General features: G+C 68.6%; 16 protein-coding genes. 12 read left to right on the top strand and 4 right to left on the bottom strand.

Annotation, left to right across the window (positions count from 1 at the left end):
- Window positions 1-78 precede the first annotated feature (78 nt).
- From EV652_RS04890 to EV652_RS04880, 3 genes are all read right to left on the bottom strand, one after another.
- Window positions 79-597: a GNAT family N-acetyltransferase gene (locus EV652_RS04890; protein WP_132207797.1), complete on the bottom strand. Its 519-nt coding sequence runs from the start codon at window positions 595-597 to the stop codon at window positions 79-81.
- A gap of 297 nt (window positions 598-894) precedes the next feature.
- Window positions 895-1803 carry an RNA polymerase sigma-70 factor gene (locus tag EV652_RS04885; RefSeq protein ID WP_242001569.1) on the bottom strand — a complete coding sequence of 303 codons (909 nt, stop codon included), beginning with the start codon at window positions 1801-1803 and terminating at the stop codon, window positions 895-897.
- The gene (locus tag EV652_RS04880) at window positions 1782-2333 is read right to left on the bottom strand and encodes a carboxymuconolactone decarboxylase family protein (protein ID WP_132207795.1); all 552 of its coding nucleotides are present in this window, start codon (window positions 2331-2333) and stop codon (window positions 1782-1784) included. The genes EV652_RS04885 and EV652_RS04880 overlap by 22 nt, the downstream gene beginning before the upstream one ends.
- Window positions 2334-2497: 164 nt before the next feature.
- On the opposite strand from EV652_RS04880, the gene argC reads away from it, so the two are divergent.
- The 10 genes from argC (at window position 2498) to EV652_RS04830 (ending at window position 11743) form a co-directional block, all read left to right on the top strand.
- Window positions 2498-3529 (top strand): N-acetyl-gamma-glutamyl-phosphate reductase, encoded by a 1032-nt coding sequence (argC, locus tag EV652_RS04875; protein ID WP_132207794.1) that lies wholly within the window; start codon window positions 2498-2500, stop codon window positions 3527-3529.
- Window positions 3526-4728 (top strand): bifunctional glutamate N-acetyltransferase/amino-acid acetyltransferase ArgJ, encoded by a 1203-nt coding sequence (argJ, locus tag EV652_RS04870; RefSeq protein ID WP_132207793.1) that lies wholly within the window; start codon window positions 3526-3528, stop codon window positions 4726-4728. The genes argC and argJ overlap by 4 nt, the downstream gene beginning before the upstream one ends.
- Entirely contained in the window at window positions 4725-5612 is an 888-nt protein-coding gene (gene argB, locus EV652_RS04865; RefSeq protein ID WP_132207792.1) for an acetylglutamate kinase, read from the top strand. Before argJ ends, argB begins: the two co-directional genes overlap by 4 nt.
- Window positions 5609-6811 (top strand): acetylornithine transaminase, encoded by a 1203-nt coding sequence (locus EV652_RS04860; protein WP_132207791.1) that lies wholly within the window; start codon window positions 5609-5611, stop codon window positions 6809-6811. Before argB ends, EV652_RS04860 begins: the two co-directional genes overlap by 4 nt.
- Complete coding sequence (argF, locus tag EV652_RS04855) at window positions 6808-7740, top strand: ornithine carbamoyltransferase (RefSeq protein ID WP_132207790.1); 933 nt, start codon at window positions 6808-6810, stop codon at window positions 7738-7740. Before EV652_RS04860 ends, argF begins: the two co-directional genes overlap by 4 nt.
- Complete coding sequence (locus tag EV652_RS04850; protein ID WP_132207789.1) at window positions 7737-8249, top strand: arginine repressor; 513 nt, start codon at window positions 7737-7739, stop codon at window positions 8247-8249. Before argF ends, EV652_RS04850 begins: the two co-directional genes overlap by 4 nt.
- Window positions 8250-8313: 64 nt before the next feature.
- Window positions 8314-8853 carry an RNA polymerase sigma factor gene (locus EV652_RS04845; RefSeq protein ID WP_132207788.1) on the top strand — a complete coding sequence of 180 codons (540 nt, stop codon included), beginning with the start codon at window positions 8314-8316 and terminating at the stop codon, window positions 8851-8853.
- Complete coding sequence (locus tag EV652_RS04840) at window positions 8850-9530, top strand: hypothetical protein (RefSeq protein WP_132207787.1); 681 nt, start codon at window positions 8850-8852, stop codon at window positions 9528-9530. Before EV652_RS04845 ends, EV652_RS04840 begins: the two co-directional genes overlap by 4 nt.
- A gap of 16 nt (window positions 9531-9546) precedes the next feature.
- The gene (argH, locus tag EV652_RS04835) at window positions 9547-10962 is read left to right on the top strand and encodes an argininosuccinate lyase (RefSeq protein ID WP_132207786.1); all 1416 of its coding nucleotides are present in this window, start codon (window positions 9547-9549) and stop codon (window positions 10960-10962) included.
- A 25-nt stretch (window positions 10963-10987) separates the two neighbouring features.
- The gene (locus EV652_RS04830) at window positions 10988-11743 is read left to right on the top strand and encodes a DNA-3-methyladenine glycosylase (RefSeq protein ID WP_132207785.1); all 756 of its coding nucleotides are present in this window, start codon (window positions 10988-10990) and stop codon (window positions 11741-11743) included.
- A 25-nt stretch (window positions 11744-11768) separates the two neighbouring features.
- Here the strand turns inward: EV652_RS04830 and EV652_RS04825 are convergent, their stop codons facing one another.
- On the bottom strand, window positions 11769-12728 hold the full coding sequence (locus tag EV652_RS04825; RefSeq protein ID WP_242001568.1) for an LLM class flavin-dependent oxidoreductase: 960 nt from the start codon (window positions 12726-12728) through the stop codon (window positions 11769-11771).
- A 121-nt stretch (window positions 12729-12849) separates the two neighbouring features.
- Here EV652_RS04825 and EV652_RS04820 point away from each other — a divergent pair, with 121 nt between their 5' ends.
- Both EV652_RS04820 and tyrS read left to right on the top strand, forming a co-directional pair.
- Window positions 12850-13887: an App1 family protein phosphatidate phosphatase gene (locus tag EV652_RS04820; RefSeq protein ID WP_132207784.1), complete on the top strand. Its 1038-nt coding sequence runs from the start codon at window positions 12850-12852 to the stop codon at window positions 13885-13887.
- An 80-nt stretch (window positions 13888-13967) separates the two neighbouring features.
- Window positions 13968-15272, top strand: coding sequence for a tyrosine--tRNA ligase (tyrS, locus tag EV652_RS04815; RefSeq protein WP_132207783.1), 1305 nt, complete (start codon window positions 13968-13970; stop codon window positions 15270-15272).
- The last annotated feature ends 549 nt before the right edge of the window (window positions 15273-15821 follow it).

The following is a 15821-nucleotide window of genomic DNA, read 5'->3' as shown; positions in this document are numbered from 1 at the left end:
TCAGCGATCCGTGAATTCGTCCCGCTCGACCGGGTGCTGGAGCTGACCAGAGGACGGGGCGGGTCCATGATCCGTCCGTTAGAGGTCCTGGACGAGCATGACCTCATCGCGGTAGTCGTCCGCCGCGGCACGGACCGCACGCGGATGACGGCCGACAACCCGGTAGCCGAGCGGCTCGTAGAACTTTTCCAGGCCGAGACCGTCGCGGATCGTGAGTTGCAACTGCTCCAGCCCGAGGTCGACCGCCGAACCGCGCAACCCCTCCATCAGCATCCGCCCGGCGCCGCCGCCCTGGTACTTCGGGTGGACCATCAGCCGCAGCACCGTGCGCCAGTGAGCCTGCAACGCGCTGCCCCGACTCACGAGCAGGCCCATGCCCACGTAACGCTCACCGTTGTGCAGCACGCCAAGCAGATCCAGCCCGGCCGCGACCCGCCCCAGCGCTTCGTCGAGCGTCTCCGCCACCAACTCCACCGGAGCCGGTGCCGTGAACCCCACTGCACCACCCGCGTCGGTCGCCGCGATCCACGTGTCCAGCAGATCCGCCCGCAACCCCGGCTCGAGCACCTCGTCCGCCTCCACCACCAGGTACTTCACAACACCTCCACCTGCGACTGAGTTGCATCTAGTCTACGGCGGCCTGTGGTTGGGGGTGCTCCGGTCGGTGGGTGTGGTTGCGGGGCGGTTCGGGTGGCTGAGACACCCTGTGGTGGGTTGAGACAGTAAATAGCCTGTCCTGGCCCACGGCTTCTTGTCTTAGGTCCCGGTGATGCGCCCCTGACGCACGCCACCACGATCAAGCAGCCCGAAGCACCGCATCCACATCTCGTCTCACCGGAGCACACGACCCCACAGTCGCCGTACCGGCGTACCGGCTGCCGGAGAGAGCACGACTCAGCTGAGTTCGTGGAGCGTTGGGACCGTGTGCAGCTTGTCCGGGTTGCGGATCAGGTAGAGGTCGGTGATCAGGCCGTCGGTGGTCTGGAAGAAGGTGACCGTGTCCGGCTGGTCGTCGAAGTACGCGATGAACGCGGTCTCGTCGTTCAGCGTGGCCAGCCGGATCTCGAAGTTCGGGTTGTCCGCCATCACCGCGAACATCCAGCGGGCGATCTTCTCCGCACCCTGGATCGGGCGCAGCGCAGCCTTCTTCTTGCCGCCGCCATCGCTGATCAGCACCGCGTCCGGTGCCAGCAGCGACACGACCTGGTCGAAGTCGCCGGACCCCGCCGCGGCCATGAACCGCATCGTCAGCTCGTTGTGCCGCTCCTTGTCCACCCGGTGCCGAGGCTGCCGCGCGTGCACGTGCTCGCGGGCTCGGTGCGCCAGCTGCCGTACGGCGCTCTCCGACCGGCCGAGCGTGTCCGCGATCTCGTCGTACGGCAGGTCGAACACCTCGCGCAGCACGAATGTCGCCCGCTCGAGCGGTGACAGCGTCTCGAGTACGACGAGCATCGCCATACTCACCGAGTCCGCCAGCTCCACGGCGTCAGCCGGGTCGTCGGACGTCGCCGGGATCGGCTCGGGCAGCCACGGACCGACGTACTCCTCCCGCCGTGCCTTCTGCTGGCGCAGCCGGTTGAGTGCGAGCCGGGTGGTGATCCGGATCAGGTACGCGCGCGGATCGCGCACCTCCGCGTGGTCGACCGTGGCCCAGCGCAGCCACGCCTCCTGGACCACGTCCTCAGCGTCGGTGACACTGCCGACCACCCGGTACGCCGCACCGACGAGCACCGCCCGGTGCTCGTCGAACTCCTGCGCGAGCTGCTCGTCTGCCTCACCGGTCACGCCGGCCTCAGCTCGCACAACTCCTTGAAGCCCTGGCTGGTCAGGCCGAGCGCGGCGTTGGTGCGGGAGCGGTAGTTCTCCAGCGAGACCCATGCGGTCAGCTCGACCAGTTGCTCGTCGGTCAGGTCATGGCGCAGTCGCTCGACCTGCTCGTCGGTGACCTGCGGCGGGGTCGCCGTCATGGCCTCGGTGTACTCCATCACCGCGCGCTCCAGATCCGTGTAGGCGTCACTGTCCCGCCACCCTGGCACATCGCGCAGCTTCTTCGGATCGACACCCTGGTGGTGGAACTCCCAATAGCCGAAATCCATGCACCAGGTGCACCCGATCTGCGCCGACGACACCATCACCGCGAGCGCCTTGAGGGTCGGGTCGAGCTTGTTCCAGCGGGTGGCCGACCCCTCCATCAGCATCATCGACACCAGCACCCGCCGGTTGTGCATCGCCGCCTGCCCCGGGTCCAGCACCTTCCCGAACTTCCGCCGGCTGCCCCACTCCGAAAGCCGGACAAACCAGGTCCGCTTGTGCTCCAGCGTGATCCGAGCCATCACAACCTCCTACCGTTCGTCGTCCCCCTCTCGGACACGCCCCAACACCCGACGTGTGACATGACCTGGATCACAGCAGGTTCTAGCTGGCCAGAGTGGGTAGATGATCTGCAGCGCGGGGGTCGTTCTTGAATACTCATCCACCTCATGGCATACTCATTCATATGAGTGTGAAGGTGGCGGTGGCCGGGGCCAGCGGATATGCGGGGGGTGAGCTGCTTCGGCTGCTGAGTGCGCATCCCGACGTCGAGGTCGGCGCGCTCACCGCCGGAGGGAACGCCGGTACGGCGCTCGGGCAGCACCATCCACACCTTGTGCCACTGGCCGGGCGCACCCTGGTCGAGACCACGGCGGAGAATCTCGCCGGTCACGACGTGGTGTTCCTGGCCCTTCCGCACGGACAGTCCGCCGGAATCGCCGAGCAACTCGGCGAGGACGTCACCGTGATCGACTGCGGCGCGGACTTCCGCTTGACCGAGGCCGAGGTGTGGACCGAGTTCTACGGCGGCGAGCACGCCGGCTCCTGGCCGTACGGGCTCCCGGAGCTCCCCGGTCAGCGTGAGAAACTCCGCGGTACGAACCGGGTCGCCGTACCAGGCTGTTACCCCACCGTCTCCACGCTCGCCCTGCTGCCCGCCGTACAGAACGGTCTCGTTGATCCCGGCCAGCTGGTGGTGGTCGCGGTCAGCGGTACGTCGGGCGCCGGCAAGGCACCGAAGCCGCATCTGCTTGGCGCCGAGGTGATGGGTTCGGCCACCGCGTACGGCGTCGGCGGCGTCCACCGGCACACCCCGGAGATCGAGCAGAACCTCACGCCGTACGCCGACCAGCCGGTGAGCGTCTCGTTCACCCCGGTCCTGGTGCCGATGTCCCGCGGCATCCTCGCCACCTGCAGCGCACCGATTGCCGACGGCACCGACCTGGCCGTGCTGCGAAAGGCCTACGAGGACGCCTACCGCAACGAGCCGTTCGTGCAGGTGCTGCCCGAGGGGCAGTGGCCGCAGACGCAGGCCACCCTCGGCGCGAACACCGTGCAACTGCAGCTCGCCCTCGACCAGCGCACCGGCCGCGCCGTCATCGTGGCCGCGATGGACAACCTCACCAAGGGCACCGCCGGCGGAGCCGTGCAGTGCATGAACCTGGCCACCGGGCTCGACGAGACCCTGGCCCTTCCCCTCATCGGAGTCGCACCGTGACCGTTGCAGTCACCTCGGACACTCAAGTCGATCGGGACGCCGGGGTCACCGCGCCGGCCGGCTTCCGTGCGGCCGGGGTGATCGCCGGGATCAAACCGGCCGGCACGCCGGATCTCACCGTCGTCGTCAACGACGGCCCGTACGACGTCGCCGCCGGCGTCTTCACCACCAACAAGGTGAAGGCGGCGCCGGTCCTGTGGTCCCAGCAGGTTCTGACCGCCGGTAAGTTGAAGGCCGTCGTGCTGAACTCCGGCGGCGCCAACGCCTGCACCGGCCCGGAAGGTTTCCAGGACACCCACAAGACCGCCGAGAAGCTGGCCGAGGTGCTCGGTGTCGGCGCGGCCGAGATCGGCGTCTGCTCGACCGGTCTGATCGGCGAGCGGCTGCCGATGGACAAGCTCATTCCCGGGATCTCCTCCGCGGTGGATGCTTTGGGCAACGGCCCCGAGCACGGGCTGGCGGCCGCAACGGCGGTCATGACGACCGACAACGTGCCGAAACAGGCTGTGCTGAAACACGCCGACGGCTGGAGCATCGGCGGGTTCGCCAAGGGTGCCGGCATGTGCGCGCCGAACATGGCGACGATGCTCAGCGTCCTCACGACCGACGCCGTACTGGACCAGCCGCACCTCGACCACGCGCTGCGGAACGCGGTCGGCAAGACATTCAACCGGCTCGACGTCGACGGCGGTACGTCGACCAACGACACCGTTCTGTTGCTCAGTTCGGGCGCATCCGGGGTCACGGTCACACCTGAGGCCTTCGAAGCCGCGCTCACGACTCTGGCTGCTGACCTGGTGAAGCAGTTGCAGGCCGACGCGGAAGGTGTCACCAAGCACGTCAGCATCACAGTGCGCGGTGCGGCCACCGAGTCCGAGGCGGTCGCCGCCGCGAAGATCGTTGCCGAGGACAACCTGTGCAAGACCGCGTTCTTCGCCTCCGACCCGAACTGGGGCCGGATCGCGATGGCGGTCGGTAACGCGCCCACCGCATTCGACCCGTCGCTCCTCGACATCACCTTGAACGGTGCACCGATCTGCGTGGCCGGCGGTAAGGGTGTCGACCGGTCCGAGGCCGACCTGAGCGGTCTCGAGATCGACGTCGTGATCGACCTGCACGCCGGCCCGGCCTCGGCGACCGTGCTCACCACCGACCTGTCGCACGCGTACGTCGAAGAGAACTCGGCGTACTCGTCATGAGCCTTACCGCAAGTCACGCCCAGGCGGTTGAGAAGGCTGCTGTTCTGACCGAGGCGCTGCCTTGGCTGAAGCAGTTCCATGGCAAGACCGTCGTGGTGAAGTACGGCGGTAACGCGATGGTGGACGAGGAACTCAAGCAGGCGTTCGCCGAGGACATCGTCTTTCTCCGGTACGCCGGGGTCCGCGTCGTCGTCGTGCACGGCGGTGGGCCGCAGATCAGCGACATGCTCGGCCGGCTCGGCATCGACAGCGAGTTCCGCGGCGGGCTGCGGGTCACCACACCCGAGGCGATGGATGTCGTCGGCATGGTCCTGGTCGGCAAGGTCGGCCGCGAGTTGGTCGGCCTGCTGAACGCGCATGGTCCGTTCGCGGTCGGCATGTCCGGCGAGGACGCCGGTTTGTTCACCGCTGAGCGCCGTACGGCGATGGTGGACGGCGAGTCGGTCGACATCGGGCTGGTCGGCGACGTGGTCGACGTACGGCCGGAGGCGGTCGTCGACCTGATCGACGCGGGCCGGATCCCGGTGGTGTCGACGATCGCGCCGGACGAGGACGGCCAGGCGCACAACGTCAACGCGGACACCGCCGCGGCCGCCCTCGCGGTGGCGCTCGGTGCCGAGAAGCTCGTCGTCCTGACCGACGTGGCCGGGGTCTACCGGAACTGGCCGGAGAGCGACGAGATCATCACTCAGATCGACGCCGCGGAACTGGCCGAATTGCTGCCGTCGCTGGCGTCCGGAATGGTGCCGAAGATGGAGGCCTGCCTGCGCGCGGTCGAGTCGGGCGTGTCCCGGGCAACCGTGATCGACGGCCGGGTGCCGCACTCACTGCTCCTAGAAATCTTCACCGACGCCGGAAGCGGGACACAGGTGATTCCGTCATGACCGAACTGGTAACCGTCGACGGCAGTCAGGCCGCGCTGACCGAGCGCTACACCGGCGCGCTGATGAACACCTTCGGCGCTCCGAAGCGGGTGCTCGTCCGCGGTGAGGGCGCGTACCTGTGGGATGCCGACGGCAACAAGTACCTCGACCTGCTCGGTGGGCTCGCGGTCAACTGTCTCGGCCATGCGCACCCGTTCGTGGTGTCCGCGGTGACCAGTCAGCTGGCCACCCTCGGGCACGTGTCGAACTTCTTCGCCTCCGCGCCGCAGATCGCGCTGGCCGAGAAGCTACTCGGGCTCTTCGATGTGCCCGGCAAGGTGTTCTTCACCAACTCGGGCACCGAGGCGAACGAGGCCGCGTTCAAGATCACCCGTCGTACCGGCCGGACCAAGATCGTCTCCACCGTCGGCGCCTTCCACGGCCGGACGATGGGCGCGCTCGCCGTGACGTGGAAGCCGGCGTACCGGGAGCTGTTCGAGCCGCTTCCGGGTGACGTGGAGTTCGTCCCGTACGGCGATGCCGACGCCTTGGCCGCCGCGGTCGACGACGAGACGGCGGCCGTCATCCTGGAGCCGATCCAGGGGGAGAACGGCGTCGTCGTACCGCCGGCCGGATACCTGCAGGCGGCCCGGCGGATCACCTCCGAGCACGGCGCGCTGCTGTGGATCGACGAGATCCAGACCGGGATCGGGCGGACCGGGACGTGGTTCGCCTACGAGGCCGACGGGATCACGCCGGACCTGGTGACGGTGGCGAAGGGCCTCGGCGCGGGGATCCCGATCGGTGCCTGCATCGGGCTGGGCCCGGCCGCGGACCTGCTGCAGCCGGGCAACCACGGGACGACGTTCGGCGGCAACCCGGTCGCCGCGATCGCCGGGCTCGCCGTCCTGACCGTGATCGAGCGGGACGGGCTGCTGGCCAACGTGAATGCTGTCGGCAACCACCTCGCGTCGTCGATCATCGCCCTCGACCATCCGCTGATCGCCGGTGTCCGCGGCCGCGGGTTGCTGCTCGCGATCGAGCTCACCCAGCCGGTGTCCGACCAGGTGGCGGCCCTCGCGCTGGAGGCCGGGTTCGTGGTGAACAACCCGATCCCCAACGCGTTGCGGCTGGCGCCGCCGTACATCCTGAGCAAGGCTGATGCCGACAGTTTCGTCGCGGCCCTCCCCGGGCTGCTCGACCAAGTGGGGGCGGGATGACGAGACATTTCCTGCGGGATGACGACCTGAGCCCGGTCGAGCAGGACGAGGTTCTGACGCTGGGGCTGCAGTTGGCCGGGGACCGGTTCGGGCATCAGCCGCTGGCCGGACCGAAGACGGTCGCGGTGATCTTCGACAAGACGTCGACCCGGACCCGGATCTCGTTCGCGGTCGGGATCGCCGAGCTGGGCGGCGCACCGCTGATCATCGACGCGCAGACGTCGCAGATGGGCCGTGGCGAGCCGATCGCGGACACCGCGCGGGTGCTCGACCGGCAGGTCGCGGCGATCGTGTGGCGGACGTTCGCGCAGACCCGGATCGAGGAGATGGCCGCGGCCTCGAAGGTGCCGGTGATCAACGCGCTGACCGACGAGTTCCACCCGTGCCAGATCCTCGCCGACCTGCTCACCGTGCGGCAGCACAAGGGGCCCACGGCCGGGCTGAAGCTGGTGTATCTCGGCGACGGGGCGAACAACATGGCGCACTCGTACCTGCTCGGCGGTGTCACGGCCGGGATGCATGTGGTCGTGGGGTCGCCTGCCGAGTATCAGCCGGATCCCGCCGTGGTGGCCCGGGCCGCTGAGATCGCCTCGCAGACCGGCGGATCCGCCGCCTGGACCGCGGATCCTTACGCGGCCGTCGACGGCGCGGATGTCGTGGCCACCGACACCTGGGTGTCGATGGGCCAGGAGGGCGAGGCATCGTTGCGGGAGGCACCGTTCGTCCCGTATGCGGTGACCGAGCAACTGATGTCGAAGGCAAGCGCCGACGCGATCGTCCTGCACTGCCTGCCGGCGTACCGGGGCAAGGAGATCGAGGCGGCCGTGATCGACGGCCCGCAGTCGGTCGTCTGGGACGAGGCGGAGAACCGGCTGCACGCCCAGAAGGCGCTGATGTCGTGGCTGCTGGCAAGGAGTTTCGGCTCATGAGTCTCGCCGTACCGACAACGAAGACGGCTCGCCAGCAGCGGATCGTGGATCTGCTCGGGCGGCAGCCGGTCCGGTCGCAGACCGAGCTCGCCGATCTGCTCGCAGCGTCCGGGCTCGTCGTCGGGCAGGCGACACTCTCGCGCGACCTGGTCGAGATCGGTGCGGTGAAGGTCCGCGACTCGAGCGGGCAGCTCGTGTACGCCGTACCAGGTGAAGGCGGTGACCGTACGCCGCGAGCCGGTGAAGCCGCCGCCTTCGAGGCCCGGCTGGCCCGGGTTGCGTCGGAGCTGCTCGTTTCGGCGGAAGGTAGTGCCAACCTGGTGATCCTGCGAACCCCGCCGGGTGCGGCCCAGTACTTCGCGTCGGCGATCGACCACGTGGGACTGGACGACGTACTCGGCACCATCGCAGGCGACGACACCGTGATGGTCGTCTCCCGGAACCCGACCGGCGGCCCGGCCCTGGCCACGCGGTTCCTGTCGCTCGCCGCCCGCTCCGAACCCAAGTAGGCCGAACGCTCGGGACCACTGCCGCCAAGTAGGAGACGACGGCAGTCGGCGGAGGGGAGCGGGCATGGACGACTGGTTCGTGGCACAGGTCGAGCAGCACGGCGCGGATATCCACGCCTACCTGAGCCGGCGAACGATAGACGGGATCGCGGACGATCTGCTCGGTGACGTGTGGGTGGCGGCGTATTCCGGCCGGTCCGGGTTCGACCCCGACCTCGGCTCCGCGCGGGCCTGGCTGTTCGGAGTCGCCCGGCATGTTCTGCACGGCTACTACCGCAAGCACCGCCTCCGAACCGCCGTGGCCCGCGCTGTCGGCATCGATCGCCCGCTCGACGAGACCGCGGCAGTCGACGCCCGCCTGGACGCGGCCGCGCTGGCTCCGCAGCTCACGCAGGGACTCCGGGAGTTGCCGGCCGTCGAACGCGAGCTGCTTCTCCTCGTCGCCTGGGAGAACCTGACGCCGACCGAGGCCGCGCAGGTCCTGGGCATCCCGGCCGGCACCGCCCGCTCCCGGCTGCACCGCGCACGGCAACGCATGGACGAACGCCTCTCCGGTTCGCCCCAAGCACAGGACGAACCCAACCGACAGGAGGCCGACCGATGAGCACCGACCACTGGGACGACCTGAAGGCCGCCGGCCAGGTCCCACCCCCGTCACCCGAAGTCCTCGCCCACGCCAGGCGCCAACTCGACACGGTCGCCGCCAAGTCACACCGCACCCATCGGCGCCGTCTCGTGGTCTCCGTACTCGCGGCAGCAGGCACAGCGTCCGTGGTCGTCGGCGCAGTCGCCATCTACCAGACCGGCTCCACCCCAGTCCCAGCCGCCGGCCCGAGCACTACGCCGACCCGGGTCGGCGGCGCGCCCTCGACCAGTCGCCCGCTCGAGCAGGGCGCGGCCTCCTGCGTCGTCGGCTACTCGGCGGCCGAGCTGCGCAACCGGGCCTTCGCCTTCGACGGCACCGTGCTGTCCGCCGTGAAGGACCCGAGGACCGGTGCCCCAGAGACCTACACGGTGACCTTCCAGGTGCACGAGTGGTTCCGTCCGACCGGCGGCGATCAGGTGAAGATCCGGATGTGGATGGCGCCGGCCGCCGGCTCTGACGACCCGACCAGCGAGTCGGGGCAGCGCTACTGGATCGGCAGCCGGCTGCTGATCTCCGGAGAGTCGCTCAGTGGATCCAGCGCGCCCTGGAAGGGCCCCATCGCGTGGGGCTGCGGGTTCAGCCGCACGTATGACGCAAGGACCGCCGCGACCTGGCGGACGGCTTTGAGCAAGTGACTGAGAGGATGTTGGTGTGAGTTCTGGTGAGAGTGCGAGCCTGTGGGGTAGCCGGTTCACAGGCGGACCGGCGGATGCCCTGGCGGCGCTGAGCAAGTCGACACAGTTCGATTGGCGACTGGCGCCGTACGACATCGCCGGTTCGAAGGCGCATGCGAAGGTGCTGCACCGAGCGGGGCTGCTGACCGACGAGGACCTGTCCGCGATGCTGGCCGGGTTGGACGGGCTGCTGGACGACGTACTGGCCGGGAAGTTCCTGCCGGCCGAGGACGACGAGGACGTGCACACGGCGCTGGAGCGCGGTCTGCTCGATCGGCTCGGTGCCGAGCTCGGCGGACGTCTCCGGGCCGGCCGGTCCCGCAACGACCAGGTCGCCACACTGTTCAAGGGCTACCTGCGCGAGCATGGCCGCATCATCAGCCGGCTCGTGCTGGACCAGGTGAACACGCTGGCCGAGCAGGCGGAGAAGCACCTCGGTGTCGCAATGCCTGGCCGGACCCACCTGCAGCACGCGCAGCCGGTCCTGCTCTCACACCACCTGCTCGCTCACGCCTGGCCGCTGATCCGCGATCTCGACCGGCTCGCCGACTGGGACGCCCGCGTGGCCGCTGACTCGCCGTACGGATCGGGTGCCCTGGCCGGCAGTTCGCTCGGCCTCGACCCGCAGTACGTCGCGACCGAGCTCGGCTTCACCGACTCCTCGGCGAACTCGATCGACGGGACCGCGGCGCGCGACTTCGTGGCGGAGTTCGCGTTCGTCACCGCGCAGATCGGTGTCGACCTGTCCCGGCAGGCCGAAGAGGTGATCATCTGGGCGACGAAGGAGTTCGGGTTCGTCGAGCTGGACGACGCGTTCTCGACCGGGTCGAGCATCATGCCGCAGAAGAAGAACCCGGACATCGCCGAGCTCGCGCGCGGCAAGGCCGGCCGGCTGATCGGCAACCTCAGCGGCCTGCTGGCGACGCTGAAAGCGCAGCCGCTCGCGTACAACCGGGACCTGCAGGAGGACAAGGAGCCGGTCTTCGACTCCATCGACACCCTCGAGGTGCTGCTGCCCGCGTTCAGCGGGATGATCCGGACGCTGCGCTTCAACACGGCGCGGTTGGAGGAGTTGGCGCCGCAGGGGTTCTCCCTCGCCACCGACATCGCCGAGTGGCTGGTCCGGCAGAAGGTGCCGTTCCGGGTCGCTCACGAGGTCGCCGGCGCGTGCGTCCAGGAGTGCGAGAAGCGCGGGATCGAGCTGTGGGACCTCACCGACTCCGACCTGGCCGCGATCTCGCCGTCGCTGACTCCGGACGTTCGCTCAGTGCTGACGGTCGAGGGCTCGCTGGCGTCCCGCAACACCCGGGGCGGTACGGCAGGGGAGCGCGTGACTGAGCAGCTCGCCGAGCTCCGGGGGCGGGCCGCCGCGCACACTGCTCGCCTCGCCTGACGGCTGTTCGCCTAGGGTGCTGCGCATGCCTGTACGCCGCTCGCTGCTCGCGGGCCCCGTCCTCGACGTGGCTCCGAAGGTTCTCGGCATGGTCCTGCGCAGCACCACGGACGAGGGCACGGTCGCGGTCCGCCTCACCGAGGTCGAGGCGTACGACGGCCCGTCCGACCCCGGCTCGCACGCGTACCGCGGCCAGACACCCCGCAACGCGGTGATGTTCGGCCCGCCCGGGTTCCTCTACGTGTACTTCACCTACGGCATGCACTTCTGCATGAACATCAGCGCCGGCCCGGACGGACGCCCCTCGGCCGTCCTGCTTCGGGCCGGCGAGATCGTCGAAGGTCTCGAGCTGGCCCGTGTCCGCCGCCTACCCAGCCTCCCGGAAGGCAAGTTCAACCAGTCCGGGGGTACGACTCGGTCGGCCGAAGTGCGGTCAACCGGCGCGCGATCGGGCGGGGCTCAGTCGGCTGGGGCTCAGTCGGCCAGCGTGCTGCTGGGTCCTGTCGCCAAGCGGCCGAACGGGAATCCGGACCGCGATCTCGCTCGCGGTCCGGCCCGCATGTGCGTTGCCCTCGGCATCGGCCGGGACGACAACGGCGTCGACCTGCTGTCCAGGACCTCCCACGTCCAACTGCTGCCCGGCCCCGGCTTCGACGGCGAACCGTCCACCGGACCACGGGTCGGCCTTCGCGAGGCCGCCGACCGTCCATGGCGCTTCTGGATCCCGGATGATCCGACCGTCTCGCCGTACCGCCCGCACGTCCCCAAACGCCGCAGCTGAACGCGCTCCTCGGCCGCGGCCTCGATCAGCGGTTGGCCAGCTCCAGCACGTGGTCGAGCTGTGGGAGCCCGTGCTCCACCTCAGGGTCCGGGAACAGGCCGATGTGGTGCACGCCGGCGGCCTCCAGCGCCTCGATGTGTGCCGCCGCGTCATCGAGCGTGCCGACCGCGCCGATCTCGGTCCACCAGTCGACCGGCATCCCGACCAGACCTTCGGTACCGGACTCGTCGTACAGCTTCTTCAGGTCGTCGAAGAACGGCAGCGCCTTCAAACCTGGGTGGTTGTCATCGATCCGCCACCCGAGCCACGGTGCGGTCCACTCGTACGCCGTCTTGCGGTCGCTCCGCACACAGAACGCGCTGAACACCGCGACCACGAAGCCCTCCGGCGAACCGGCGTACTCAACCGACTGCCGCACGTACGACGGAGTGGCCGGCTCGGCGAGGACGAGCCCGCCTCCGACCCGCCCGGCCAGTGCCATCGACTTCGGACCCATGACCCCGAGCAGGATCGGCGGCGGCTCGACCGGCGGCGCGTCCAGCTTCACGTCCTGCAGGTAGACCGTCTTGCCCTCGACGCTCACGGTCTCACCGGCGAGCAGCCTGGTGACGGCGGTGGTGACCTCCTCCAGTGCGGTGAGCGGCGACTTGGGCCGGACACCCATTTGGCCCATCCACTCCTGTACGCCGTGGCCGATACCGGGCAGGAACCGGCCGGGCGCGAGCGCGTCCAGGGTGGCGAACTCCATCGCGGTGACGGCCGCGGTCCGGGCGACCGCCGGCAGGATGCCGACGCCGACCGTGAGTTGCTCGGTCGACGTCAGGGCGGCGGACACGAGCGACGGACCGGCGGTGTAGAAGCAGTCCTCGATGATCCACAGCTCGTCCGCGCCGCCTTGGTCCAGGCGGCGGGCCACGTCGGTCACCAGGGCAGCGGGGTAGGTCCGCGGGAAGCACATCCCGAGAGCGGCAGAGGTCTGTGTCATGCGAAGACCGTAGAGGTCGCCGCCGACAGTTCTCAAAGGGAGTTCCGGCAGTTCGGTAAAGGTGTTCCCAGGCAGCGGTTCAGCAGGCGTATCGGCCCCGGCTCCGGGTAGGTTTCGGACTATGGCCCGTCCGCACTATGCGTCCCGTCTCGAGGACTGGTTCAACATCGGGGTGCAGGCGATCCTGCGGCGTCGCGGCTGGCGGGAACGGATCATCCCGCACGTCGGCTACGGCACCACTCAGTTCGTCCGCGTGCTCGCGCGCGTCGTACTGAGCAGGGATCCGCGCAACCAGCCCCGGTTCGACGAGGACCAGGTGGTGCGCGGCTGGCGCGTCTTCGTCACCGCGCCGGCGACCAAGGTGAAGGTCACTGTCACCGTGAGCGGGCAGACGTTCGAGGCGCTGACCGACCGCGGCGGCTTCGTCGACCTCTCCGTACCGGTGGTGCTGCCTCCGGGCTGGCACGAGGTCAACCTGGGCGTGCACGGCGAGCGACAGGCCCGCGCCCGCGTCTACGTCCCGGACCCGGACGCCGCCCTCGGATTGGTCAGCGACATCGATGACACGGTCATGCTGACGATGCTGCCGCGTCCGATGATCGCTGCGTGGAACACGTTCGTCCGCGACGAGCAGGCGCGTCGCGTCGTACCAGGCATGGCAGAGATGTACGCCGAGCTCCTCGCAGACCACCCGGGTGCGCCGATCTTCTACCTCTCCACGGGGGCCTGGAACACCGCACCCACGCTCACCCGTTTCCTGGCGCGGCACGGGTACCCGGCCGGGCCGTTGCTGCTCACGGACTGGGGGCCGACCAACACCGGGTGGTTTCGCAGCGGGCAGGAGCACAAGCGCTCGGCGCTTCGCCGCCTCGCGGCCGAGTTCCCGAACGTCCGATGGGTACTGATCGGTGACGACGGCCAGCACGACCCACAGCTGTACGGCGACTTCGCACAGACCCACCCGGATCACGTCCGGGCCATCGGCATCCGCCAGCTCACCCCGGCCGAGCAGGTGCTGTCGCACGGTCTCCCGGTCCCCAACACGGACCCGGGCGCTCACGACCCGCACCGTCCGACTGCCGCCACGGTCCATGCGCCCGACGGCCATGCGCTGCGTCCTCAGCTCCAAGCCGTCCTGACCCGGCCGGACCCTACCTAGGCTCGGCCCACCCCGCGTCGCCCTCGCCGCCCGTCGATACAGGACACTTGTAGCTGACCGACGTACTCGAGGAGAGACAAGTGACCGACAGCGGGACCGAACGCCGCACCCAGGTACTCGACGACCTGGGGAGCCGCGGCCTGATCGCGCACTCCACCGATCCAGACGCCCTGCGGGCCGCGATGGCGGCCGGACCGATCACCTCCTATGTCGGCTTCGACCCCACCGCGCCCAGCCTGCACATGGGCAACCTGCTGCAGTTGCTGACCCTGCGCCGGCTCCAATTGGCCGGCCACAACCCCATCGGCCTCGTCGGTGGCGCCACCGGTCTGATCGGCGACCCCAAGGAGAGCTCCGAGCGGGTGCTGAACCCGAAGGACGTCGTCCAGCAGTGGGTCGAGAGGGTTCGCGGCCAGGTGGAGAGGTTCATCGACTTCGACGCGGCCCTGCCCAACCCCGGTCGCATCGTCAACAACTACGACTGGACCAAGGACCTCAACACCCTCGATTTCCTCCGCGACATCGGCAAGCACTTCCCGGTGAACCGGATGCTCGGGCGCGAGGTGGTGAAGGCCCGGCTGGAGCAGGGGATCAGCTACACCGAGTTCAGCTACGTACTACTGCAGTCACTGGACTATCTGGAGCTCTACCGCCGGCACAACTGCACACTGCAGACGGGCGGCAGCGACCAGTGGGGCAATCTCACGGCCGGTGTGGAGCTCATTCGTCGTGCCGATGCCGGTAAAGCACACGCACTGGCCACACCACTGGTGACCAAGGCAGACGGCACCAAGTTCGGCAAGACGGAGTCCGGCACGGTGTGGCTGGATCGGGAGCTGACATCGCCGTACGCCTTCTACCAGTTCTGGTTCAACACCGACGACCGCGACGTGATGCAGCTGGTGCGCTTCTACACCTTCCGGACAGCGGAGGAGATCGCCGCACTCGCGCAGGCGACCGCGGAACGACCACACGCACGTGAGGCCCAGAGGCTGCTCGCTGAGGACATCACCACGCTGGTGCACGGCGAGCAGGAGACCAGGAGTGTGCAGGAGGCGTCGAAGGCGCTCTTCGGCCAGGGGGAGCTCGCATCCCTCGACGGCTCCACACTGGTCGCCGCGCTCCGCGAAGCACCCCATGTCGAACTAGGCGCCGGCGAACCGATGCCGACGTACGGCGACCTGCTCGTGAAGGCCGGTCTGGTCGCCAGCAAGTCGGCCGCGCGCAGGACGGTCGCCGAAGGCGGTGGGTACCTCAACAACGAGAAGGTGAAGGACGCCGAGTACGTACCGGGGTCCGACGACCTGCTGCCGGGTGGAGTGCTGGTGCTGCGACGCGGAAAGCGTTCGTTTGCAGGGGTTCTGGCGTCGTCGGCGGGTAGCTGACCTTGCCGGTGCCGTGGGACTGCCGGCGTGTGGGAGGTGCCTCAGCGCCTCCCGCCGCACTCCCACAAAGTGGATGCCGAGAGCAAATTACAACCGTGTGATCCTGCCCACCGGGAACCGATTTGACCGGCCACCTCGAAGCCACGTAATGTTCTTCTTGTTGGAGCGAGGCGCGGGACGCGAAAGCGGCCGGTCGCTCCGAACCCCCCAAGGCTAGCTGAGCCGAACCGCGTTGTCTGACTCGGGCCGGTGGCTGTCACATGGGTGGAGGGCCAGAAAAATCGGGTCTTGACTCGGTGGATCTGCTCCGGTAGAGTAACGCAGGTTGCCCCGGAATCCTTGGCCGAAAGGTCGGGATGCGGTGTGCGTCCGATTCTTGAGAACTCAACAGCGTGCCGAAAGTCAATGCCGAAATTTGTTTTATCCCCGTTCACAGGCATTGGATGACTCTCCTGCCCTTGGTCTTCGATCTTGGGTGGTGGGTTGTTTGTTGTTTTGTGGCGGATTCCTTTGAAATTTTTTATTGATTCAAGTCAGTTTGATTGTTTC

It is taken from the genome of Kribbella steppae (assembly GCF_004342025.1).
Classification (GTDB): Bacteria; Actinomycetota; Actinomycetes; order Propionibacteriales; family Kribbellaceae; genus Kribbella; species Kribbella steppae.
The sequence above is the reverse complement of the archived record's forward strand: the minus strand, read 5'-3'. Positions and strand labels throughout refer to the sequence as shown.